Here is a 22,333-nt window from a genome sequence, read left to right as displayed (position 1 = left end):
TTCCGACTGAAACTCGGTTGCGTTGGGCTCGTAGGTCGTCGATTGGTCATTCACAATGATTCGACGCTAACGACGGGGTGTTACCTCAAGGTGAACACGCCATGTCGCCGAGGCGACCCTTCGATGGCGAACCCGTGACGGATGCGCCGGTGGGCGGCGGGCGGGGCCGTGCGGCGACGTGCAAACTGGCCGCTGTGACCGCGGGCGGTGGCCGTCACATAGACAGTGCACGGGAGACAACTCGGCGTCAGTATGCTCAGGCGGTGGTCAGCCCTCTGAATGCCCGCTGCCTATGCCGGAGTCATCGCCTTTTGGGTAGGCCGGTGAATCGCTTCATCGACTTTTGGACGAATAATCCGGTTCGAACATGAGTATCTGGTCAAAAGGCGATGACGAGTGGGACAAAAGTCGATGACGCGCAGCCCGAAGCTGTCAGCGGCGTGATTCGACGGAATCAGTCCGGCGCGTGGGTGCACGCCAACGTCAGCCGGTCAGCGCCAGGTGATGTTCCACATGCGGTTGTTCCAGGCCGAGAACGGGATGACCTCACCGGTGTAGACGGGCCAAAAGTAGGCGAAGGCGAGGATCGCTGCGACGAGGATGAGTCCGACGCTCAGCCTCCTTGCGAACAGCGCCGCGGAGATCCGCGCGAAACGCTGCTTCACCGACGGCCCTGGCGTGGCTCGCCCGCCAACTGGCGCCCGACCCCAGACGAGGGTCAGACAGTACGTCACGGCCAGCACGACGAAGGGCACCATGACGATGGTGTAGAAGGTGAAGATCGTCCGCTCCTGGTAGGCGAACCATGGTAGCCAGGTCGCTGCGAGCCCGGCGAGGATGACGGCGGGGCGGACGTCCCGGCGGATGATCCACACGATGAGGCAGACGAGCACAGCCAAAGCGGCCGAGCCCCAGATCACAGGGTTGCCCACCGAGGTGATCGCCGAGGAGCACTTCGCGACCGTGCACCCCATATCGCCCCGGTCGTAGGACTCGTAGTAGAACGATGTCGGCCGCCACTGCACGATCCAACCCCACGGGTTCGACATGTACGGATGCTCCGAGTCCAGCCCGACATGGAACGAGTACGCCGTGTAGTGATAGTGCGCCAGCGACGGCAACCAGTCCAACCACTCCGGCAGCGCGCGCCACCAGCCGAAATTCTCCGCAGCCCACTGTCGGTCCCACGCGTCATCCGAGCGGATCCACCCGGTCCAGCACGCCACATAGGTCACGAGCGCGATCGGCACGAGCTTGAAGAACGAGGGAATGCTGTCGCGGATGAACATGCCCAGCCATGGATGCACGACCCCGGCCCGATATCGCGAATGCACATCCCACAAGACGAGCAGAATCCCGAACGCCGCCAGCGCATACAGACCCGACCATTTCACCCCCGTAGCCAGGCCGAGACTGATCCCCGCGGCGAAGATCCACGGACGCGCGCCGAGGCGGGGCCCGAAGTTGATCACGTCTCTGGACTTCGTCCGACGCCGACGTCGGGCTTCCGCGGTGGGCGGGGCCGCCTCGGGGAGGGGAGCAGCGGAGGTGATCGACTCGCTGAGTTCGGTCGGGAAGGTTCGGGGGACCTCATCGGGGTCGGATGGGGAGGAGGCGGCCGCCTCGGTGGTGGTCGATGTGGGAGTGGGGGCCGCCTCGGGGAGGGGATCCGGATTCTGTGGTGTGCGGGACGGAGCGGAGCTGTCGATCTCCGCGGTGCGCTGGGTCCAAGCAGCCAGACGCTTCGTCACCTGCTCGCGGTCGAGGAGGATGAAGAAGAAGGCGAGGAGGACGAAGGCCATGAGCACGATGTCGAGCAGGCTCGTGCGGGAGTGGACGAAGTGCTCGCCGTCGATGGCGAGCAGGCCGGCGGCGACGCAGGCGAAGAACGCCGAGCGGAAGAGCTTCCAGGCGATGACGCCGAGGAGGAAGATCGTCAGGGTGCCGATGATCGCCACGGTGAAGCGCCAGCCGAACGAATCGTCGGCGCCGAAGAGGTCGATGCCCCATCCGATGAGCCATTTGCCCAGCGGCGGGTGGACGACGTATTCGGGGGTGGGTTCGATGACGCTGGGGTCGCCGGCGTTGAAGGAGTCGTCGGCGTTCTCGGGCCAGGAGCGTTCGTAGCCGAAGTTGAAGACCGAATAGCCGTCCTTGACGTAGTAGGTCTCGTCGAATATCAGTCGGTGTGGGAAGTCGAGGCGGAAGAGTCGCAGGGCCGCGCCGATTCCGGTGATGACGAGCAGGGCGGGCCACATCCACAGCGGTGCGCGGGTGGCCCACATGCCGGCGTGGAAGGTTTCGCGGCGCATCGCAGCGGCGCCGGCACGCACCTTTTCACGTTTCCTCGCCAGGCGCTCGCGGGCGATGCGCCTGGTGGGGGCCGGGGAGTCTGCGGTGTGTGTCATCGGAGTCCAGTTTAGAGATCTCGGCGGGCGGGACTCTCATACGACCCGCAGGGAAGGGCGGGGCATTGGGAGTGATCGGTCCAGCCGGGCATGAGGTTCGGCACCTTGAGCAGGATTCTTGGGCATTCGCCACCGTGCATCACTAGAGTAGTGGGAGACAGTCGGAGTCAGAGCGAATGGTGCACAACGTGTCGAACAACCCCAACTACCGTCCGAGCGATCCTCCCCAGGTCGGCTCGCAGCAGTTCAACAACAACTATGGGTCCCAGCCGCAGTACGGTCAGGGACAGTCGGACCAGTACGGATCCGGTGCCGGACAATATGGATCCGGCGCTGGGCAGTATGGGGCCGGTGCCGGACAGTATTCGCAGGGACAGCCGTATGGGCAGCAGAACTCCTATGGTCAGTCCGGCGCCTACGGTCAGCAGAACTCGTACGGACAGTCAGGCGGATACAGCCAGCCCGGTGCCTACAGCCAGCCGAACGCCTACGACGCCTACAGCCAGCCCGGTGCCTACAGCCAGCCGATGACCTATGGCGCGCAGCCGGTCTTCGTGCGGCCCGCTCCCAACAAGATGGCCGTGTGGTCGATGTGGATGGGCATCGCCGGTATCGGCGGCGGATTCGTCTGCGGTCTGCTGTCGATGATCCCGGTTATCGGCATCATCTTCAGCATCATCGCGATGTTCCTGTGGATCGCACCGGTGCTCGCCGTCATCTTCGGCCACATCGGTCTCGGCCAGATCAAGCGCACAGGCGAAGAAGGTCGCGGACAGGCGATCGCCGGGCTCATCATCGGCTACGTGACCATCGCCCTGGGACTCATCATGGCGATCGTCATGATCGGCATCCTGGGCATCGGCTTCTTGGGCATGATGAGCAGCTACTGAGCAGCCCCGCGTGACCTCGGCGCCGACCCGCGTGGCCTCGGCGCCGCCCCGCGTGGCCTCGGACGACTGCCGCGGTCACGCTCGATTCGGACGGTCGGGCCGCTGTGCACGACCCCCGGGCTCGCCTGCCCGGGGCGTTGCGTGCACCTTGAGGTCACCCGAGTACGGGACGGTCGGGCCGCCTCGGCGAGGGGAACCTGCAACCTGTGGTGCAGGACTGCAACACGATTCGGCCGCTGCGCTCGCTGCACGTGGGTAGCGTTGATTTCAGACATCGGGACAACCGTCGAGGACGGCCCCGAACAGACTCGAAGATCAACGACAGCCAGCGGAACGGAACGGACATGAACACTCGCGTACTGCCCCTCGGGCACACTTACACCGGATCGAACGGTTCGGTCCACGCCCCCGTCGCAGTCCACACGCCCGCACCGGTTCGTGTTTCCGCACCGGCCCATACTCCGGCCCTGGTCCAGGCTCCCGTGACCTACGGAAACCGCGCACCGGTCGTCGTCTACCAGCAGGTGGCGCCGACGAATTCCTCGTCGATCGTCGCGCTGGTGCTCGGCCTCATCTCGTTCATCTCATCGTTCTTCTTCCTCGGCTTCGTCGGCATCATCTTCGGCCACATCGCCCGCTCTCAGATCAAAGCCCGCGGAGAGCGCGGCAACGGGATGGCTGTGGCCGGGCTGTGGCTGAGCTACCTGAGCGTGCTCTTCTGGATCGTGTTCTGGCTGCTCTACTTCGGAGTCATCGCACTCGTCATCGGCGCCTCGATCGCGGCCGGAAACGCAACCGTCAGCTGAGGCTCGGGATTCCGGGAAGCCCACCCCGGCAAGCGACCTGGCCCACAGCCTCAACCGCCGACACATGCGCCCGCACCGGCACCACATCGCAAGGTGGCCACCCCGCCAACTGTGACTGACCTGTAACCGCCCCGCCTTTTGCCGCCACCGACGACTCTGTACCGTTGAAGGCAACCACAAGGAGACTTCGCTATGAGCAGCCAGAACAACTGGAACAACCCGGACATGTACTACCAGCAGCCCCAGTCGAACGCCGGCGGCTCATACGGTGCACAGTCCTACAGCCAGAACAGCGCCTACGCGGCCAATGCGCAGTACGCCGGCGGCCCCGGCTACGTGTACCAACAGCTGCCCCCGACCAACGTGTTGGCCATCGTCGGCATGTGCGCCTCGATCTTCGGCGTCATCTCGTCCGTCTTCATCGGCGGCATCGCCGGCATCATCATGGGCCACATCGCCCGCAAGCAGATCCGCGAACGCGGAGAACGCGGCGACGGCATGGCGATCGCGGCCCTGTGGGTCGGCTACATCGGCACCATCCTCTGGATCCTCTTCTGGGTCTTCATGATCCTCCTCTACGTCGGGATGTTCGCCGTGCTCTTCGCGGCCGAAGGCGCTTCGTGACCGAGGATTCCTCGAATCCAAACTCTGAGCTCACCTCGGACCAGGACCTCGCCGAGGCGGCCGATCCCCGAGCCCACGACAACCTCGCCGAGGCAGTCGGCCACGGAGCCGCCGGCAACCTCGCCGAGGCGGCGCCGTCCGACGACATCGACCTGACCGAGGCGGCGCCGTCCGACGACATCGACCTGACCGATGACGCGGAGCTGAGTTCCGGTCCGAACCTCGCCGGCGGTCGACTGATCCTGGTCGGGACTCCGATCGGCAACCTCGGCGATGCGAGCCCGCGGATGCGGGAAGCCATCGAAACGGCCGATGTCATCGCCGCCGAGGACACGCGCAGGTTCCTGTCGCTGGCGCAGCGACTCAACCTCACGCACACGAAGCGGGTCATCAGCGTCTTCGACCACAACGAGGGCCATCGCGCTCCCGAACTCGTCGACATCATCGCCGCCGGTGAGACCGTTGTTCTGCTCTCCGACGCGGGAATGCCCGCCGTCTCCGACCCCGGCTACCGCGTGGTCAAGGCCTGCGCCGAGGCGGGACTTCCAGTCACTTCGACGCCGGGCCCGTCCGCGGTGCTCATGGCCCTCGCGGTCTCTGGGCTGCCGAGCGATCGGTTCAGCTTCGAAGGGTTCCTGCCGCGCAAGTCCGGGCAGCGCAAGACTCTGCTGACCGAACTCAAGGCCGAGAAGCGGACGATGGTCTTCTTCGAAAGCCCGCACCGCATCGCCGATGCGATGGGCGACTTCGCCGAGATCATCGGCGTCGACCGGCCCATGGCCATCAGCCGCGAGCTGACGAAGACCTACGAGGAGACTCTGCGCGGAACCGTCGGTTCGCTGCGCGATCAGGCCGCAGGAGGACTGCGCGGGGAGCTGACCTTGGTGCTCGCCGGCGCGACCGAGGCCGAAACGGCTCCGGAGGACCACCTCGGCGAGGTCAGCGCTCTGGTCGACTCCGGAGTACGCGCCAAGGACGCGGCCGGACAGGTGGCGAAGAAGTTCGGCCTGTCCAAGCGCGATGTCTACGAGGCCTGGCTCCACCGCGACTGAACCTGTGGCCCATAGCCCGGTCGCGACTCATTCGCTTTTCGTTGTGGATGGCTACGGCACACATGAAGTCAGAAAACACGGTTTCAAACAGGGGCCTTCCAGCTCAAACTGGGCCGCCAGCGATAAGGGCCAGGGCCCGACCCGCCTTAATGGGAAGACTTGGCGGCGGGGCGTCGTTACGACTCAAGCGCGGTGGGATTGAAAATCGCCGTATACTCGACCTCCTCACGTCTGTGGATGGTCAGTCCGTATCCACAGCCGCCGAAAGAGGTCTTGTCGCCGCTGGCTGCGTTTCGACATGGTGGCGAAATGAAGAGCAATGTTGTCTACTTTCAGGACCTTCGCAACGTCGGAGTCTCAACAACGGAGATCCGGGGAGCCTTGGACTGTTGTCTGAAGAGATTGTCTCGAGGCGTGTATTCGGTGATCCGCAGGTGCGATGTCAGAGCACACGAGCGGTTCTCCGCTTTCGTGACGGACATTCCCTGGCTCGAGCAGCATGAAGCGGGCCTGAGCAGCGAGCCTGCTCAGACCCGCATGTATGAAGAACATCTGAAACACCTGCAGATCGTCCACTATCCGCACTTCCGCCCGGACGACATCATCTGCGGAATCTCCGCTGCACGAATACACCGGATCGGGATGTTCAACGAGCCGGACCAACCAGTCTCGGTGTTCCACCCGGCGGCGAGTACGCGGACAAGCGAATTGGTGCGTCGGCGCAGGTCGATCGCGGACGAAGACATCTGCAATGTTGAGGGGCTGAGAGTGACGACGCCTGCGCGAACCGTGCTGGATCTTCGAAGCGAACTCGGCAATGCAGCCGGCTTTGCGGCGATGGAACAGGTGCTCCGTCGCCACATGCTCGGCGACGACGAGGACCGTATTTTCAAGCTCGGGTATCCGCCGTACCTGCTTGACGATGTACCCCAAGCGCAGATCGACCTATTCCTTTCGCCGATCAGACGGCTCGCCAAGGGAAAGAAGATTGCATCGCGACTGGCAAGACTCGCGTCACCTCTGTCCGAAAGCTACGCGGAAAGCCAAGCGGCGTTCAACCTGGATCTGCTCGGATTACACGACTTTGCCCAGCAGGTCGACATCATCGACAGAGGTCGACTGCTGACGAGACTCGATTTCCTTTTCCGGGAAGACAGAGTTGCTCTCTACGTGGATGGATCGCAGAAGTACGTCGATGGCGGCTTCGACGTCATGAACAAGGAGAGCCGACAGCACAATCGTCTGCTGGCGATGGGGTACAAAGTCGTGCGTTTCAAATTCAACGAAGTTCACGCGCCGAAGCAGTTCAACGAGAAACTGTTTCACCAGGCGCCCGAGCTGCGAAGCCGTTGCGGTAACAGGCTGATCCTCTGACTCCCTGCTGAACGAAGTTCCTCCTCGGTCCCACGCTGATGCTGCTCATTTGAGCAGAGAACGGTGGCGGCACGGTTTAAGGCGCGTAGCACATGTTCAAACAGGTGCTACTCGACTTAAACCGTGCCGTATCGGCTGGAAGACCCCGTTCCTCCCCACCCTCGCGCGTTCTCCGCCTGCGCCGTGTGCCCACACCGTCACCCACTCACCCGCACCGCGGCCGCACCCGCCCGCACCGCGCGCCCACCCGCTCACCGCCAGCGGACCCATGCGCGCCCGCCGCGCCGCGTCCCTTAGACTGAGTTCCCTATGGGTTACTACTTGACGACAGCGATTGCCTACCCCAACGGGGCCATTCACATCGGGCATGCCTATGAGTACATTGCGGCCGACACGATCGCCCGGTTCAAGCGACTGGACAATCACGATGTCTTCTTCTGCACCGGCACGGACGAGCACGGACTGAAGATGCTGCAGGCGGCGAACAAGCTCGGCATCACTCCCAAAGAACTCGCTGACGACAACGCGAAGAACTTCCGCGACACCCAGCTCGCCCTCGGCTCGACCTTCGACCGGTTCATCCGCACCACCGACGAAGACCACTACGCCGCCTCGCAGGCCATCTGGCGCAAGCTCGAAGAGGCCGGCGACATCTACCTCGACACGTACTCCGGCTGGTACTCCGTGCGCGACGAGGCCTTCTACACCGACGACGAGACCGAGGTCGTCGACGGCGTGCGCCTGTCCAAGGAGACCCGCACCGAGGTGACCTGGACGGAAGAGGAGTCCTACTTCTTCCGCCTCTCGAAGTACCAGGACAAGCTGCTCGAGCTGTACAAGAACCACCCTGAGTTCATCGGCCCGGACTCCCGCCGCAACGAGATCGCCTCGTTCGTCGCCTCCGGACTCAAGGACCTCTCGGTCTCCCGCACCACCTTCGACTGGGGTGTGCCGGTGCCCGGCAACGACAAACACGTGATGTACGTGTGGATCGATGCCCTGACAAACTACCTCACCGCCGCCGGCTACCCCGATGACCAGGAGCGCCTCAGTAAGTGGTGGCCCGCCGACGTCCACATCATCGGCAAGGACATCATCCGCTTCCACTCGGTCTACTGGCCCGCATTCCTCATGAGCGCCGGCATCGAGCTGCCGGGGCGCGTCCACGCCCACGGCTTCCTCTTCAACGCCGGTGAGAAGATGTCGAAGTCCGTCGGCAACGTCGTCGATCCGCTCGACCTCGTCGACGCCTTCGGCCTGGACACCCTGCGCTTCTTCCTCTTCCGCGAGTTCTCCTACGGCCACGACGGCTCGTACACGAAGGACTCGATCATCACTCGGAAGAACTCCGACCTCGCCAACGAGTACGGCAACCTCGCCCAGCGTTCGCTGTCGATGATCCAGAAGAACTGCGACGCCCAGGTCCCGCAGCCGGGCGAGCTCACCGAGGCGGACGAGAAACTCCTCGCTCTCGCCCGCGCCGTGCCCGACACCGCCCGACGCCACGTCGACTCCCAGGCCCTCCACCTCTATGTCGAGGCCTGCTGGAAGGTGTTGTCCGAGGCCAACCGCTACTTCTCCGCTCAGGAACCGTGGAAGCTGAAGAAGACCGATCCCGATCGCATGGCCACCGTGCTGTGGGTGACGATCGAAGTCGTGCGCATCATCTCCATCCTCATCCAGCCGGTCATGCCCGAGTCCGCGGGCAAGATCCTCGACCTCCTCGGTGTGCCCGCGGGCGTCGGGGAGGCCGGTGCGATGGTCCTGCCGACCGCCGTCGATTCCGGGTCCGGCGCCGAGGCGATGGGAGCCGTATCCGCGAGTGCGGCCATCGGAGTCGCCGCCGGTGCCGCCTATGCTTCGGCCGCCCTGGCACCGAATGTCGCCGAGGCCGCTGCCGACGGAATCGCCGCCGCCGAGGCGGATCCCCGGTCGTTCGCCGCCGTCGAGTTCCCGCTCGAGCCGGGCACACCCTTGCCGAAGCCCGAACCCGTGTTCCCGAAATTCGTGGAGGAGACCGAATAATGGCCTCGCGCGCCGCCGGAACCTATCCACCGGTGCCCGAACCACTCGCTCACCCCATCGTCGACACCCACACCCACCTCGACATCTGCACGGGTGTGCGGCTGCCATTGGGTGCCGGTGAGCCCGAACCCGAGGTGACCCCGGACGCGGACGAAGAGTTCCCGTCGCTGGACTTCTTCCATGACACCGCCGCCGAGGCGGGAGTCCGTCGCATCGTCCAGATCGGCTGCGACCTTCCGGCGGCCCGGTGGACGACCGCGCTCGTGGCTTCCCAGTATTCAGGCACCCCCGCCGAGGTGGCCACGGAGGTGGGATCCCTCGCCGAGGCGGCCGGCCGCCGAACCGTGCCCGCTCCTCCCGCGGGCGGTCGCACCTGGATGCTCGGGGGAGTGGCACTCCACCCGAACGAAGCCCCGCGGCTGGCCGAGCGCGGCCTGCTCGACGACGCCCTCACCGAGGTCGAATCGCTCGTGTCCTCGCATGAGCGTATGCGCGTGGTGGGGGAGACCGGTCTCGACTACTTCCGCACAGCAGAAGAGGGAGTTGCCGAACAGCAGCGCTCCTTCCGAGCTCATATCGAGATCGCCAAGCGCACCGGACGTGCACTGCAGATCCACGATCGGGAGGCACATGCCGATGTGCTGCGCATCCTCAAGGAGGAAGGCGCTCCCGAGGTCACGATCTTCCACTGCTACTCGGGTGACGAGGCGATGGCCCGCGAATGTGCGGCCGAGGGCTATTTCATGTCCTTCGCCGGCAACCTCACGTTCAAGAACGCCGACGAGCTGCGGAGGGCCGCGGCGGCCGCTCCACTGGAGCTGCTGCTGACGGAGACCGACGCACCTTTCCTCACTCCGCACCCGCATCGCGGTAAGCCGGGTGGTCCTTACCTCACGGCGATCACGGCGCGGAAACTCGCCGAAGTGCGCGGGATGAGCGAAGAGGATCTGTGCGCGGCCGTGTGGAACAACGCGGAGCGGGCCCTCGGCAGCTGGGACTGAGCCGGGCTCAGCCCTTCGTTCTGTGAGCGGGATAACGGGACGGAGCGCCGCCTCGGCGGGGAAATGTCACGAGCGGGAATGCCCCGGAAACACGGGGAACTCCAGGTCAGACACGCCTTCAGGAAACTCACACCGTTACATTTCCGTGATATTTTGCGAACCGTGTAACGAATCGGTTACAGTGAACAGGTCGATAAACTCTGCTCAGGGATATTTTTGTGATTGATTTTCTGAAGAACCGCAAGGTTCAGATCGCTGCACAGGCGGTCGTGATCACCGGACTCGTCGGTGGCACGGGCGCGGTTGTGACTATGAACAAGCCTGTGACCTTGGAGGTCAACGGACAGGCCGAAGAGATCCGAACCTTCGGTGGAACGGTCGGGGACATCCTCGACAGCCATGAAATCGATGTCGATAAGCGCGACCAGGTCAAGCCCGGTGTGGGCACCAAGGTCGACCGTGACATGACGATCACCGTCAACACGGCGAAGAAGGTTGCGCTGTCCGTCGATGGCAAAGAGACGAACGAATGGACCAACGCGAACACCGTGGGTCAGGCTCTGGCCGACCTGGGTGTGGACGCGAAGGGTGCCGATCTCAACGCGAAGGCCAGCCAGCGTCTGAAGGACGAAGGCAATGACATCGACGTGACCACGTCGAAGGATCTCACCGTGGTCGCCGACGGCAAGGACCACAAGGTCTCGGCCGCTGTGGGCACCGCGAAGGAAGCGCTCAAGGACACGGGCGTCAAGCTCGACAAGGACGACTTCCTGTCCGTGCCGATGTCCGCCGAGGTCTCCGACGGCCAGGTGCTGACCGTCAACCGCGTGAAGAACGACACCGTCAAGGACAAGCAGGCCATCAAGGCCAAGGTCGAGACCAAGAAGTCCGATTCCCTCTACGAGGGCGAGACCAAGGTCGAGTCCGAAGGCAAGGACGGCGAGAAGCAGGTCACCTACAAGGTCAAGACGATCAACGGCGAAGAGGTCAAGAAGGAGAAGAAGGACGAGAAGGTCCTCTCCGAACCCAAGACCAAGGTCGTCATCCAGGGCACCAAGAAGAAGGAAGAGCCGGCTGACACCGGCGGTTCAGACTCGGGTGACTCCGGCGATTCCGGTTCGGGCGACTCCGGTGACTCGAGCACCGGTGGCGGCTCCGGCGGCGGTTCCATGTCCACCGCTGAGATCAAGGCGATGCTGGGTGGGCCCGGATCCAAGTGGTACCAGGTCGTCGAATGCGAATCGAACTTCGATCCGAAGGCTTCGAACGGCACCCACTTCGGTCTGTTCCAGTTCCTCCCGCAGACTTGGCACTCCATGGGCGGCAGCGGAAACCCATCTGACGCAAGCCCGCAGGAGCAGTTCCAGCGTGCGAAGAAGCTGCAGGCCGAAGCCGGCTGGGGTCAGTGGACCTGCGCCTGATCTGAGATCAGGTTCGCAGCAGCCGGCTGGGGACAGTGGGCCTGCGCCTGATCTGAGATCAGGTTCGCAGCAGCCGACTGAGCGCCTGTATAGGCCATGAACTCTGGCCGCCATTGACAACAGATATCGACAACTGAGCTGAGGCGGTCAGCAAGGAGCGTGGGCCCCGAGGAGAGATCCTCGGGGCCCACGCTTTTCGGTGCCGGCACCACCTCCGCGCGGGGCCCAATCTGAACTTTCGCCCAGAGCAGGACGAATTGCTGGCACTCGAGTTGACCGAGTGCTAAGAGCGTTCTAGAGTCAGAATTAGCACTAGCACTCATTGAGTGCCAGTTTCATGAGACGGTCGAATCGCTCGGCACCCGCGACGACGAGAGGTTCATGGCATAAGCCGCCGTCTGACTCGATGAAATAGAACCCAGCGAAGGGAGAGGGCCCGATATGTCGGTCTCCATCAAGCCACTCGAAGATCGGATTGTCATCCGTCAGGTTGAAGCAGAACAGACTACCGCCAGTGGTCTGGTCATTCCCGAAACCGCCAAGGAAAAGCCTCAGGAAGGCGAAGTTGTCGCAGTGGGCCCGGGCCGCGTTGCTGACAACGGAAACCGCGTGCCGGTCGACGTTGCTGTCGGCGACAAGGTCATCTACTCCAAGTACGGAGGCACCGAAGTCAAGTACGCAGGCGAAGAGTTCCTCGTGCTCTCGGCTCGCGACGTGCTCGCCGTCATCGGCTGAATCCCCTGAACAACAACTTCACTGACAGGAGGACGAATGCCTAAATCATTGGAATTCAACGACGAAGCCCGTCGTGCACTCGAAAAGGGTGTCAACACCCTGGCCGACACCGTCAAGGTGACGCTGGGGCCCAAGGGCCGCAACGTCGTGCTCGACAAGAAGTGGGGCGCTCCCACGATCACGAACGATGGTGTGACCATCGCCCGTGAGGTCGAGGTCGACGATCCTTACGAGAACCTCGGCGCGCAGCTGGCCAAGGAAGTCGCCACCAAGACCAACGACATCGCCGGTGACGGAACCACCACCGCGACCGTTCTCGCTCAGGCCTTCGTCAACGAAGGACTGCGCAACGTTGCCGCAGGCGCCGCTCCCGGACAGCTCAAGCGCGGCATCGAGACCGCCGTCGAGGCCGTCTCGCAGCAGCTGGGCACCATCGCCCGCGACGTCGCCGACTCCTCGGAGATCGCACACGTCGCCGGTCTGTCGGCTCAGTCGCCTGAGATCGGCAAGCTCATCGCCGATGCCTTCGACAAAGTGGGCAAGGACGGCGTCATCACGATCGACGAGTCGCAGGCCGCGTCCGTCGAACTCGAGATCACCGAAGGAATGCAGTTCGACAAGGGCTTCCTGTCGCCGCACTTCGTGACCGATGCCGATCGCCAGGAGGCTGTGCTCTCCGACGCCCTCATCCTCATCAACCAGGGCAAGATCTCCAACATCCAGGAGCTCCTGCCCGTCCTCGAGAAGGTGCAGCAGGCAGGCAAGCCGCTGTTCATCATCGCCGAGGACATCGAGGGTGAAGCTCTGTCGACCCTGGTCGTCAACAAGCTGCGCGGAATCATCAACGTCGCCGCCGTCAAGGCCCCCGGCTTCGGTGACCGCCGCAAGGCCATCCTCGAGGACCTCGCCGTCCTCACCGGTGGCCAGGTCGTCACGCCGGACATGGGCATGAAGCTCGACCAGGTCACCCTGGAAGAGCTCGGCAACGCCCGCACCATCACCGTCACCAAGGACAACACCACCATCATCGATGGTGCCGGTGCCGACGAGGCTGTTGCCGGTCGTGTCGCTCAGATCCGCGCCGAGGTCGAGAACACCGACTCCGACTGGGACCGCGAGAAGCTGCAGGAGCGCTTGGCCAAGCTCTCCGGCGGAGTCGCCGTCATCAAGGTCGGCGCCGCCACCGAGGTGGAGCTCAAGGAGCGCAAGCACCGCGTCGAAGACGCAGTGTCCGCTACTCGCGCCGCCATCGAAGAGGGCGTCGTCGCCGGTGGTGGATCGGCTCTGATCCACGCTGCGAAGGTCCTCGACGGCAACGACCTCGGACTGTCCGGTGACGCACTCACCGGTGCCGAGATCGTCAAGCGCGGAGTCGTCCAGCCGCTGCGCTGGATCGCCGCCAACGCAGGCCAGGACGGCTACGTCGTCGTCGCCAAGGTGCAGGACCTCGAGTCCGGCCAGGGCTACAACGCCGCCATCGACGAATACGGCGACCTCATCGGCGCCGGAATCATCGACCCCGTCAAGGTCACCCGTTCGGCGCTGCGCAACGCCGCTTCGATCGCCGCCCTGGTTCTCACCACCGAGACCCTGGTCGTCGAGAAGAAGGACGAGGAGGACGAAGCCTGAGTCACTCGCTCGGACTGAGTCATCTCTGACCACGACAGTGGCCCGGAACATCACGTTCCGGGCCACTGCCGCATTCATCTGCGTAGTCACCCTCACCGAGGCGGCGCAGCGTCGCGACTGGACGCGGCACAGCGCCGCCACGGGGCGAGGCACAACGCCGCGGTGAGGTGGCAACGATGCAGTCGCGCAAGCAGGTCTGAGCGGGCCTCTGGCGCGCAGGATTCCACTTTCGACACACCCTGCTCTGAAATGCACACTGAAGAACCTGAGCAATTCAGAGACAGGTGTACAAAAAGCCTGATGCCACTGTGGCCCAGTCGTGTTTGCGCGCTTTGTGCCGTCTAGGGCGTGCTCGGGCGTGGGGGCGTGTTCAGGCGCGGTCGCTCTCGAGCTGAGTGCGCAGGCGAGCGAGGTCGGCACGAACCATGTCGGCATCGCGGTCGAACTCGGCGTCGTCGACACCTGGCAGACGGAACAGAGTGAAGACCGCCTCGGCGCCGGTGCCGTTGGCGAGCACCCGCAGGGGATTGTGCACGACCGTGCCGTCGGGGAAGATCACGTCGTGATCGAGGATGCCCAGCTCCGTGTGCGGGCCGAAGCGGACCTCGACCTCACCCACCGGGGAATCCGTGATCCAGAGGTCGCCCGCCTCGCGGATTCCATTGCTCAGTCCCGCCGCCCAGGCCGAAAGATTCGCGGGATCGCCGGCGAAGGTGGCCGCCTCGGCGGGGGAGGCGTCGATGGACGTCGATAGGTGGAGAGCTGGATTCGTCATCTCCCAAGTGGACCACAAGAGAAGCCGCGCGGCCAGGGAAAGGGAGCGGGCCATCGCACGCGGGCGGACCATGGCAGGCGGGACGGCCATCGCACGCGGGCCGGCCCAGAGTGCCCTCCCTCGTGCCGTTCGCAGCAGACCGTACACAGCTCGCTCACACCTACTGGCCAGTCGCTTTTCATGTTTCTGAGCGTCGATCCTCGTTAGTCTGGAAATGACAGCTTGCACCGACGCATGAGGAATCTATGACCACCGGCCCAACGATGCCCATCGCCCGACTCCGCGACGTTTCGAAGGTCTTCGATCCGAAAGGGGCCGCGGTCACGGCTCTCAGCGGGGTCAGCCTCGACATCGCACCGGCCAAGCTGACCGCGGTGATGGGGCCCTCGGGCTCGGGGAAATCAACACTCATGCACGTCCTCGCCGGACTCGATCGTCCCACCTCGGGCTCAGTCCACCTCGGCGAACAGGAGATCACGAAGCTGCGCGACGACGACCTCACCGCCCTGCGCCGCCGCCGGATCGGATTCGTCTTCCAAGCGTTCAACCTCGTGCCCACGCTCACCGTCAAAGAGAACATCCGCCTGCCCTTCGAACTCGACGACCGTCGGCCCAATGCCGACGAACGCGCCTGGATCACCACGGTCGTCCACCGTCTGGGGCTGGAAGACCGCCTCAAACACCGACCCAACGAGCTCTCCGGCGGTCAACAGCAGCGCACCGCCATCGCCCGGGCGCTCGCAACCCGCCCCGACATCCTCTTCGCAGACGAACCGACCGGCAACCTCGACGCGAAGTCCGGTCGCGAAGTCATGGCGATCATGGTCGAGGCCGTCCGCGACTTCGGCCAATCCATCGTGCTCGTCACCCACGACCCGATCGTCGCCGCCCACGCCGACCGCGTGATCTTCATCGCCGACGGCACCCCCGTGACGGAACTGAACGACACCATCACCGCCGAAGCGATCGCCTCGACCATGCTCGACATCGACGAACGCGCCGAATCCGCGGTGAGCCGATGAACCCGCTGCGCGAGATCCGAACCAACCCGCGGCAGTTCTTCCCCAGCGTCCTCGTCGTCTTCATCGCCGCCCTCTTCGGCACCGCAATCATGCAGGGCATCGCGATCCTGACCGCGTGGCTGTCGTCTGAGAAGATCATCGCCGAGTCCGAGACCGCGCAGAACTTCCTCTCGATGATCGGTGTCACCTTCTTCCTCATCGCTCTCTTCGTCTCCGCGATCGTCATCGCGAACACGTTCTCGATCATCATCGCCGGCCGCAGCCGCCAGCTGGCTCTGCTGCGCCTCATCGGGGCGTCGTCGAAACGGCTGCGCAGGGCCGCCTCGGTGGAGGGCCTGATCATCTCCGTCCCCGCCGCGGTGCTCGCCTTCGCGGCGTCAACCGGGTTGGCGAAAGCGGCCCAGAATTATCTGGGCAACGCCATCACCGAGGAGGTCGCCCTCCTCACCCCGGCCATGGCCGTTCCCGCGTTCGCCACGATCATCGTGACCTGGCTGTCGGCGTACCTGGGTGCGCGCCGCATCACGGGGATCTCACCGATCGAGGCGACCTCGCAGGCGGTGGAGGCCCGGCCCGAGGATGCCCGCGCCTCACTCGGCGGGCTCACCGCCTCGCTGATTCTGCTGTCCATGGGGGTGACGTTCCTCGTCAACTCCGTGATCGGGGCCGCCGATCATCGGATCAGCGTGATCAGCGTGGTGCTCACCGCATTCGGCTCGAGCCTGACCTTCCTCGGCATCATCATCGGCCACCCGTGGATACTGCCGCCCCTGCAGGCGGCGATGGGCTGGCTGTGCGGACGCACCGCAGTGTCCCGGTTGGCGGCCTCGACGATCGCGCGCCATCCCACCCGGAACGCGCGCACGGTCATCGGTCTCGTCATCGGCATCACGCTCATCGTCATGTTCGCCACCGCCATGACGACCTTCCGTGATCAGCTGCTGCGGTATGCCAGGTCGCTCGGCGAGGAAGGGTGGGGCGGTCTCGAGGACGCGCTGGCCACTGTCATCGACAAGTCGATGCTGTTCGCGCTCGCCCTCATCCTGTTCTCCGTGATCATTGCCGTCATCGGCGTCGCGAACACCCTCATGCTCTCCGTGCGTCAGCGCACTCAGGAGATCGGGCTGCTCATGGCGCTCGGCCAGACCCCAAAGCGCGTGCGCCGGATGATCACTGCCGAAGGCCTGCAGCTGAGCCTGACCGCCTGCCTGGTCGCCGTTCCGCTGGGAATCGGCTTCGGTTGGGTCGGCGCACTGACCCTGCTCTCGCCCCTGCTCGGCCTCTTCGCGCCGAGCGTGCCCTGGACGGTCGTCATCGCCGTCATCGTCGGCACCCTCACCGCCGTGTTCATCGCAAGCCGCGAACCCGCCCGCGCGGCCACCTCGATCAGTCCCGTCGAGGCGCTCGAAGCTGTGTGAAGTGCGGGTGCTGCGGATGGCTCCCGCCGAGGCGTAGGGCAACGCCGCGGCGATCAGCCCAGTTTGAGTTGAGCAGCCCGGTTTCAAACATGGGCTATTCAACTAAGACTGTGTAGAACTGTCGCCCGGGCCGAACCGGGTTCCGTACGTCAGTCGAGTTCGATGACGGTTCCGTTGGATCCGTCGACGCGGACGCGCTGGCCGGAGGTGAATCTGCTGGTCGCGTCGCGCACGGCCATGACGGCGGGCAGTCCGAGTTCACGGGCGGTGACCGCCCCGTGGGAGAGTGCTCCGCCGCTTTCGGTGATCACCCCGCCCGCCTGGTAGAACAGGGCGGTCCAGGCCGGGTTCGTGGTGCGTGCGACGAGGATCGCTCCGTCGGGGAATGACGAGAAGTCGGCGGGGGAGTGGACGACGAAGACTTCGCCTTCGACGGTCCCCGGGCTGCCCGCGGTGCCGGTGATGTGGTCGGTGTCAGCGTCGACTGCGGCTGTTGCTTTGCCGTACTCCCATTCGGGTGTGCGATCGACCGCGGCCTGGTAGGCGGCCTTGTTCTGTGCGGCGATCTCGGTCAGATCGGCCAAGGCGGATCCTGCTCCCGTAGAGCCCGCGGCAGAGGTGGTTGAGGTGCCGTTGGCGGTGTCCACCTCGCGGTTCGCGGCCGCGGCGTCGGTGGTGTCCACCTCGCGGTACGCGGCGTCGGCGCCCAGGTCACGGTTCTCGGCGTCGGCACGGATCGCCGTGTCGAGGTGCTCGAAGTCGATGAAGTACACGTCCGAGGCCTCAAGGAGGACCCCGGCATCGACGAGCCTGCCGCCGAGCTCCTTCAGCGCGCGCCGCATCGGCAGGGTCAGCCGCGTCGTCTGATAGTGCTCGAGGTCATCGAGTGCCGTGTAGGTGCGGGCCAGACGGATGACTTCCTGGACGAGATAGCGCAGCTTCTCAGGTGCCGCATTGACGACGACGAGTTCGGTCTCTGCCTGCACGATCTTGCGCTCCATGTCCGTCATCGGCGCGGACGGGGACGCTGTGCCCGGTCCCGTCATCGGCGCAGACGCTTCTGCCTCGGCCACGGTCCGTGCGGCGAGCAGACGGATCTGGTCGAGCACGATGTGCGGAGCCTCGACCCACGTCGGATGGTAGGCGTCGAAGTCGAGTTCACGGTGTCCGTGCTGCTCGAGGAACCGGTCGAAGGGTGCTTTGAACTGCGGGAACCTCTCCAGCTCCGTGACCCCGGCCTCACCATGGTGGGCCTCGAGCGCAGTGAGCAGATCAGCATCGGCGGCGACAAGCTGCGACAGCTCGCGCAGCTCGGCGTTGACCTGCGATGTCTTCGTCTCCGTCGACGCCATGAGGCGTTCGAAAACGACCTGTGCCTGATCCTCGTCGAGAGCGAGCGAGAGCATGTGCTGCAGAGCCGCATAGAGTGTGCCCTGGGTCAGCGAAATCGCGATGTTCGGCCGGAAATACTCGGTGCCGAGGTCACTGATCGCAATGACGTGATCCCACACCTGTGCCAGCGACTTATCTTCCAACACCTCGTTCGACAGGCGACCGATCCCGATGAGATACGTGTCGAGATCACGCATCCACTGCACCGGCAGCTCCTGCACCCACCCGAACTGCCGGGCGATCTGGGGCAGCGACTCGGTGATCGTCTCGACGCTGGAGAGCATGTTCGTCGGCAGCCGACCGGCGTAGAGATCGACCGCGGTGTGATTGCCGTAGATATAGAAATCGCGCATGACGAACCATTTGTCGTCGAACGGCGGCAGCCCCATGAGATCGAAACTGTGATTGAGCGAATGGTGGAACCCGGCCTCCACGAGATCCCAGGTCAGCGGTGTCACCGGGGTGGGGAATCGCTCCGCGGACTCATCGCGGGTCCACCGCGGAGCCACCCGCGTGATCGGCCGCGACTGCAGCAGGTAGAGATCGCCGTCGTGCAGCGCCCATTCGATGTCTTGAGCGAACCCGAAATGGTTCTCCGCAGCTACCGCGAGCTCAGCGACCTCTTTCGCCTGCGCCGTTGTCAGCGCCGGACGCGTGCGCTGCTCCGCGCCGAGGTCGACGACCGTCGTCCGCGCACCGTCGCCCTCAGCGAGGTGGTCGCCGCCCCGACCGTCACCCTCACCGAGGCCGTCACTATCGCCGGGGCGGTCGCCCCCGACGTCGTGGCCGCACCCGTCACCCTCACCGAGGCGGTCGCCAGCTCCGTTCCCACCGCCGCTCATGATGAGTGCGGTGGGCTTCTCGGCGATCTCGGCTGCGACCTGCTCGCCGGTGTCCCGGCGGACTCGGAATTCGTCGACGGGTTCCTCTCCGCCGACAACAGTCTCACCGAGGCCGAATGCTGCGTTGATGAGCACCTCATCGGTGTTGCCGCGCACCGGGTCGACGGAGAACGCGACGCCTGCGGCTTCGTCGGCGCCGACGGAGACCATGAGCTGGACGACGACGGCCATCTTCGCATCATTCTGATCGACGCCGAGCTGCCGGCGATAGCGGAAGGCGTGCTCGTTCCACAGGGAGGCATAGCAGTCGCGCACCGCCTCGGCGATGGCGTTGGTTCCACGCACACCGAGGTAGGTGTCGTGCTGCCCGGCGAACGCGGCACCCGGCAGGTCCTCCATCGTGCCCGAGGACCGTACGGCCACGGCCTGCCCGGTCAGGCCCTCCTCGGCGACGGCTTCGTCGAATTCGGATAGCCACGTATCGGGGATGGGGGTGGAGCGGATGAGGTCGGCGATCGACTCGGCGGGGGAGTCGGTGCCGATGAGCTCGGCGATGTGCGACTGCAGTGGTGCGATGAACTGGGAATAGGCGTCGGCGGTGACGATGAAGCCACCGGGCACAGGCAGGTTCTGCGCGGACTTGGCCAGGCTTGCCCCCTTGCCGCCGCTGCGGGCCAGCTCTGTGGCGAGGGGATCGGTGAAGCGGAGTGTGAGGCTCATCGGGGCTCCTTCGGATCTGCGGTTCACGAAACTGTTCATCGGGTGCGGTGCGGTGCGGTTCGTCGGGGGAGGTGGGGTTGAAGGGTCGATGCGGTTCGTCGAGCAAGGGCGGTTCACAGTCGGATGCGGCGGACCCCCAGCAGCAGCCAGCCGAGCACCCCGCTGAGGACGCCGACGCCGATGACCGCGGGCCAGAAGAACGCCGCGATGATCAGCACCGGTATCCAGACCATAACCGCTGCGAAGCCCGCGAGGATGCGAAAGAATGTGACAGTATTGCGACCGTCCGCGCGTGACCCGGCAACCGCGGCGGCCACAAGGATCGGGGCGAAGAGCCACAGAGCCATGAATCCGACCCACCGGATGAGAGGGTAGGTCCGCGGCCTGGCGACGGTGTTCGCGGAGGTGGTGCGGCCCTCGGCCTGGTCGGCCGAGGTGGCGCCGACTTCTCTGGGAGCGACCGAGCCGGCCGCGTTCTGCAGTTCGAGAAACGCCTGCGCATAGCTCGCCGAGCTGCCGGGAGTCCTCCGCGCCCGGTCGAGGGCACGGGCTTCGACAGCGGTGAACGTCGCTTCGTCCGGACAGTTCACCGACACATCGTCTAGAGCCGACCCCATCGCCGAGGCGACCGCCGCCTCCCATTCCTTGTCCTCCCTGCCGTCGCGGTCGGGAATCGTGACCGAGGGACCGCGGACCACCTCGGCGCGGGAGCGGAACCGATCCGGGGTCGAATAGAACAGGCCCACGGGGATGACCTCGACGTCGATGCCGTCGTCGATGAGGGCACACGCGATCCGGGCGGCGCCGGACTTGTACGGCTGCGGACGGTGGCCCCACTCGCTGCTGGCCTCGGGGAAGATGCCGAGGTCACCGCCTCGGCGCAGGTGGGCGAGTCCCGCCTCGACGGGGCTGGCCACAGAGGCGGGATCGAGTCCGTAGCGCTCGACGTCCTTGGGGCGGACGACGGGGATGCCGGCGATGAAGAGGCGGAGGAACCAGTGGCGCAGCAGCTGGATCGAGACGAGGAACTGAGCGTGCGGGAACGCTGCGAGCACCTGGTGGCCGTCGATCGCTCCGTTGCGATGGCTGGCGATGATGAGGCGCGGTCGCCGGGAGGGACCTTCACCGGGCGCGGAAGGAGAGTCAGCGGATGCGGTGGGACGGTCGGTGCCTGTGGTGGGGGCCGCCTCGGCGGGGGACGGGTTTGCCTCGGCTCGGGCAGAAGTGGGTGCCGACCGTCCCTGACTTCCGCTGAGGTCGAGCACGCGGATGCGGCCGAAGTACACGGTGCGCATGGCCGCGTTGATGATCCGGTGGCGCAGGCTCAGTGAGGCATCGCTCATGACACCAGTCCACCACAGGTTCGGGCGGGATGGGACGTCCTGGCCATGCAATCGGCGACCGGCCAGGACGTCCGCGGGTCTCGGTCTTTGCGGCGTAGTCCATTCGTTCCAGATTTTGTTATCGGTTTCTCTGGAATGCACAGCGAAGATAGTGGGTAATTCAGAGAGACCAGTCCCGATGTCCGTCTGCCGGCGGCTAGGGCGTGTGGGGGAGTGCGGCAGGCCTCGGGGAGCCTGTGATGTCAGCCGGCCGCACGGGGTGCACCGCGGCGAATGGCCCCGTTTGAGGTGCATAGCACGTGTTTGAAACTGGGCTATTCAGCTCAGACTGTGTAGTGCTCAGTCGCGGCGGTGAGCGGAGACGCAGCGGCGGCAGTCTGCAGCAAGAAGTCGCGACCACCGGGGCCAGCCGCGGCGGTGAGCGGAGACGCAGCAATCCGCAGAGAGTCCGGAGTCGGCAACCACCGTGTATGATACAAGATGCCTTGAAGTCAACGCAGTGGGAGAACGGAGATCCGATGCCGATGGTTGGAACAGTGGGAATGGTGAGTGCGGTGTCGATGGCCGTCTACGCATGCATCATGCTGCTGGTCTTGGCTGTGCTGATCGTCGGCCTCACGGTGTTGCTCAAGCTCAACCGTCGACTCGGCGAGGACAACCTCGAGCGGGCAAAGGCGAAGAAAGCCGCGGAGGATTCCGAGGCGAATGGCCCCGTTTGAGGCGCATAGCCCGTGTTTGAAACGGGGCTATTCGACTTCAACTGGGCCGCAGCGCATCCATTCCAGATTTCGGTACAGGTTTCTCTGGAATGCACAGCGAGGAAAGTGAGCATTTCAGAGAGACCAGTCCCGATGTC

Annotated in this window: 17 protein-coding genes; 13 read left to right on the top strand and 4 right to left on the bottom strand. The window is 64.8% G+C overall.

Going from position 1 to position 22,333, the window contains the following annotated elements; genetic code table 11:
* Window positions 1-491 precede the first annotated feature (491 nt).
* Window positions 492-2,408: a dolichyl-phosphate-mannose--protein mannosyltransferase gene (locus AC3CD9_RS10405; protein ID WP_488363796.1), complete on the bottom strand. Its 1,917-nt coding sequence runs from the start codon at window positions 2,406-2,408 to the stop codon at window positions 492-494.
* Between the two features lie 188 nt (window positions 2,409-2,596).
* Between AC3CD9_RS10405 and AC3CD9_RS10400 the strand changes: the two genes are divergently transcribed.
* From AC3CD9_RS10400 to groL, 10 genes are all read left to right on the top strand, one after another.
* Entirely contained in the window at window positions 2,597-3,298 is a 702-nt protein-coding gene (locus AC3CD9_RS10400; RefSeq protein ID WP_488363795.1) for a DUF4190 domain-containing protein, read from the top strand.
* A gap of 344 nt (window positions 3,299-3,642) precedes the next feature.
* The gene (locus tag AC3CD9_RS10395) at window positions 3,643-4,104 is read left to right on the top strand and encodes a DUF4190 domain-containing protein (protein ID WP_488363794.1); all 462 of its coding nucleotides are present in this window, start codon (window positions 3,643-3,645) and stop codon (window positions 4,102-4,104) included.
* Window positions 4,105-4,296: 192 nt separating this feature from the next.
* A complete protein-coding gene (locus tag AC3CD9_RS10390; protein ID WP_410708517.1) occupies window positions 4,297-4,728 on the top strand; it encodes a DUF4190 domain-containing protein in 432 nt (143 codons plus the stop codon).
* Between the two features lie 185 nt (window positions 4,729-4,913).
* Window positions 4,914-5,780 (top strand): 16S rRNA (cytidine(1402)-2'-O)-methyltransferase, encoded by an 867-nt coding sequence (rsmI, locus tag AC3CD9_RS10385; protein ID WP_488367541.1) that lies wholly within the window; start codon window positions 4,914-4,916, stop codon window positions 5,778-5,780.
* 309 nt (window positions 5,781-6,089) lie between these two features.
* Entirely contained in the window at window positions 6,090-7,154 is a 1,065-nt protein-coding gene (locus AC3CD9_RS10380) for a type IV toxin-antitoxin system AbiEi family antitoxin (protein WP_488363793.1), read from the top strand.
* A gap of 309 nt (window positions 7,155-7,463) precedes the next feature.
* Window positions 7,464-9,179: a methionine--tRNA ligase gene (gene metG / locus AC3CD9_RS10375; RefSeq protein ID WP_488363792.1), complete on the top strand. Its 1,716-nt coding sequence runs from the start codon at window positions 7,464-7,466 to the stop codon at window positions 9,177-9,179.
* Window positions 9,179-10,180 carry a TatD family hydrolase gene (locus tag AC3CD9_RS10370; RefSeq protein ID WP_488363791.1) on the top strand — a complete coding sequence of 334 codons (1,002 nt, stop codon included), beginning with the start codon at window positions 9,179-9,181 and terminating at the stop codon, window positions 10,178-10,180. The genes metG and AC3CD9_RS10370 overlap by 1 nt, the downstream gene beginning before the upstream one ends.
* 218 nt (window positions 10,181-10,398) lie before the next feature.
* Window positions 10,399-11,601 carry a ubiquitin-like domain-containing protein gene (locus tag AC3CD9_RS10365; RefSeq protein WP_488363790.1) on the top strand — a complete coding sequence of 401 codons (1,203 nt, stop codon included), beginning with the start codon at window positions 10,399-10,401 and terminating at the stop codon, window positions 11,599-11,601.
* A gap of 441 nt (window positions 11,602-12,042) precedes the next feature.
* Window positions 12,043-12,336, top strand: coding sequence for a co-chaperone GroES (gene groES, locus AC3CD9_RS10360; protein WP_039209993.1), 294 nt, complete (start codon window positions 12,043-12,045; stop codon window positions 12,334-12,336).
* Between the two features lie 36 nt (window positions 12,337-12,372).
* Complete coding sequence (groL, locus tag AC3CD9_RS10355; protein ID WP_488363789.1) at window positions 12,373-13,965, top strand: chaperonin GroEL; 1,593 nt, start codon at window positions 12,373-12,375, stop codon at window positions 13,963-13,965.
* Between the two features lie 370 nt (window positions 13,966-14,335).
* Here groL and AC3CD9_RS10350 read toward each other — a convergent pair whose 3' ends face one another.
* Window positions 14,336-14,740: an SRPBCC family protein gene (locus tag AC3CD9_RS10350; RefSeq protein WP_488363788.1), complete on the bottom strand. Its 405-nt coding sequence runs from the start codon at window positions 14,738-14,740 to the stop codon at window positions 14,336-14,338.
* Between the two features lie 245 nt (window positions 14,741-14,985).
* Between AC3CD9_RS10350 and AC3CD9_RS10345 the strand changes: the two genes are divergently transcribed.
* Window positions 14,986-15,762, top strand: a complete 777-nt coding sequence (locus tag AC3CD9_RS10345) for an ABC transporter ATP-binding protein (protein ID WP_172170746.1) — start codon at window positions 14,986-14,988, stop codon at window positions 15,760-15,762.
* Entirely contained in the window at window positions 15,759-17,180 is a 1,422-nt protein-coding gene (locus AC3CD9_RS10340; protein ID WP_488363787.1) for an FtsX-like permease family protein, read from the top strand. The genes AC3CD9_RS10345 and AC3CD9_RS10340 overlap by 4 nt, the downstream gene beginning before the upstream one ends.
* A 149-nt stretch (window positions 17,181-17,329) precedes the next feature.
* Here the strand turns inward: AC3CD9_RS10340 and AC3CD9_RS10335 are convergent, their stop codons facing one another.
* Window positions 17,330-20,134, bottom strand: coding sequence for a PEP/pyruvate-binding domain-containing protein (locus AC3CD9_RS10335; RefSeq protein WP_488363786.1), 2,805 nt, complete (start codon window positions 20,132-20,134; stop codon window positions 17,330-17,332).
* Window positions 20,135-20,247: 113 nt separating this feature from the next.
* Window positions 20,248-21,477, bottom strand: coding sequence for a lysophospholipid acyltransferase family protein (locus AC3CD9_RS10330; RefSeq protein ID WP_488363785.1), 1,230 nt, complete (start codon window positions 21,475-21,477; stop codon window positions 20,248-20,250).
* A 485-nt stretch (window positions 21,478-21,962) separates the two neighbouring features.
* On the opposite strand from AC3CD9_RS10330, the gene AC3CD9_RS10325 reads away from it, so the two are divergent.
* Window positions 21,963-22,196 (top strand): hypothetical protein, encoded by a 234-nt coding sequence (locus tag AC3CD9_RS10325; protein WP_488363784.1) that lies wholly within the window; start codon window positions 21,963-21,965, stop codon window positions 22,194-22,196.
* Window positions 22,197-22,333 lie beyond the last annotated feature (137 nt).

This window comes from Brevibacterium sp. MGP-B1 (genome assembly GCF_057766545.1).
This window is presented reverse-complemented; position numbering and strand designations above follow the sequence as displayed.